The organism is Streptomyces sparsus, assembly GCF_054776295.1.
The window spans coordinates 1-1101 of record NZ_BAAHCA010001279.1; the positions used below are offsets into that span (position 1 = coordinate 1).

Consider the following 1101-nt stretch of genomic DNA (forward strand, 5'->3'; position numbering starts at 1 on the left):
CGCGCGGGCGACGACCGTGCCCGGGCGAGGTCCGCGGGCCGGTCACCCGCCGGGCGCTCTTGCCTCCCGCCCCGGGCTCGGCATCTACTGGTCGCTGCCGGGCGCGGCTCCCACCGGGGCCCGGCAGTGACAACCGAACGGCAGCGGAGGCACGTTGAGCGAGCAGACCCTGACCTTCGTGGTGGGCACCGGACGCAGCGGGTCCACCGCGCTCTCGCGGATCCTGCGCGCCCACCCGGGAGTGCTCAGCCTCAACGAACTGCTCGCGTCCGTCGGCGCCGACCCCGGACGCGACCCGGTACCCGCCCGCCCCCTGTCGGGAGTCGACTTCTGGCATCTGCTCGCCGAACCCAACGAGGTCTTCGACCGCATGATCCGCAGCGGCGCTCCGCTGCCGGAGTTCCTCTACCCCCGCAACCCGGGCCGCTGGTCCGCGGAGCGCACCGGCATCCCGGCCCTGTGCCTGATGGTCCTGCCCCATCTCAGCGACGAGCCCGACGCCCTGCTCGACGCCCTGGAACCGGAGGTCACCGGCTGGCCCACCCGGCCGGCCGCCGACCACTACCGGGCCCTGTTCCGCCTGCTCGGTGCCACGTACGGCAGCCGGGCCGCCGTCGAGCGCTCCGGCTACTCGCTGGGCTGGGTGCCCCGGCTGCGCGCCGCCTTTCCCGAGGCCCGCTTCGTGCACCTGCACCGCGACGGACCGGACTGCGCGGTGTCGATGAGCCGGCACCCGGGCTACCGCATGATCATCCAACTGCGGGAGATCACCCGGCAGGCGGGCGTCGACTCCCTGTCCGCGCTCACCGCGAAGCACGTCGCGGCCCTGCCTCCGCACCTGGCCGGGCTGCTGCACAACCGCTTCGACCCGGCTCTGGTGCTGGACCGCCCGCTGCCGGTGGCGGAGTTCGGCCGGCTGTGGTCGCAGCTCGTCACCGAGGGCGCGGCCGCGCTCGACGAGGTCCCGGCCGGGCAGCGCACCGCGCTCGCCTACGAGGACCTGCTCGACCACCCCGAGCCGGAGCTGACCCGGCTGGCCCTGCACATCGGCGTCGAACCGGACCCGAAGTGGCTGGCGGCGGGCGTCGCGGAACTGGACGG

The 1101-nt window shown here is 74.8% G+C and carries 1 protein-coding gene; it reads left to right on the forward strand.

Translation table 11 applies throughout. The features are described 5' to 3' along the window. Positions 1-154: 154 nt before the first annotated feature. The coding region (locus ACYVE9_RS27895; protein WP_461030668.1) for a sulfotransferase family protein at positions 155-1101 on the forward strand (947 nt) is incomplete at its 3' end.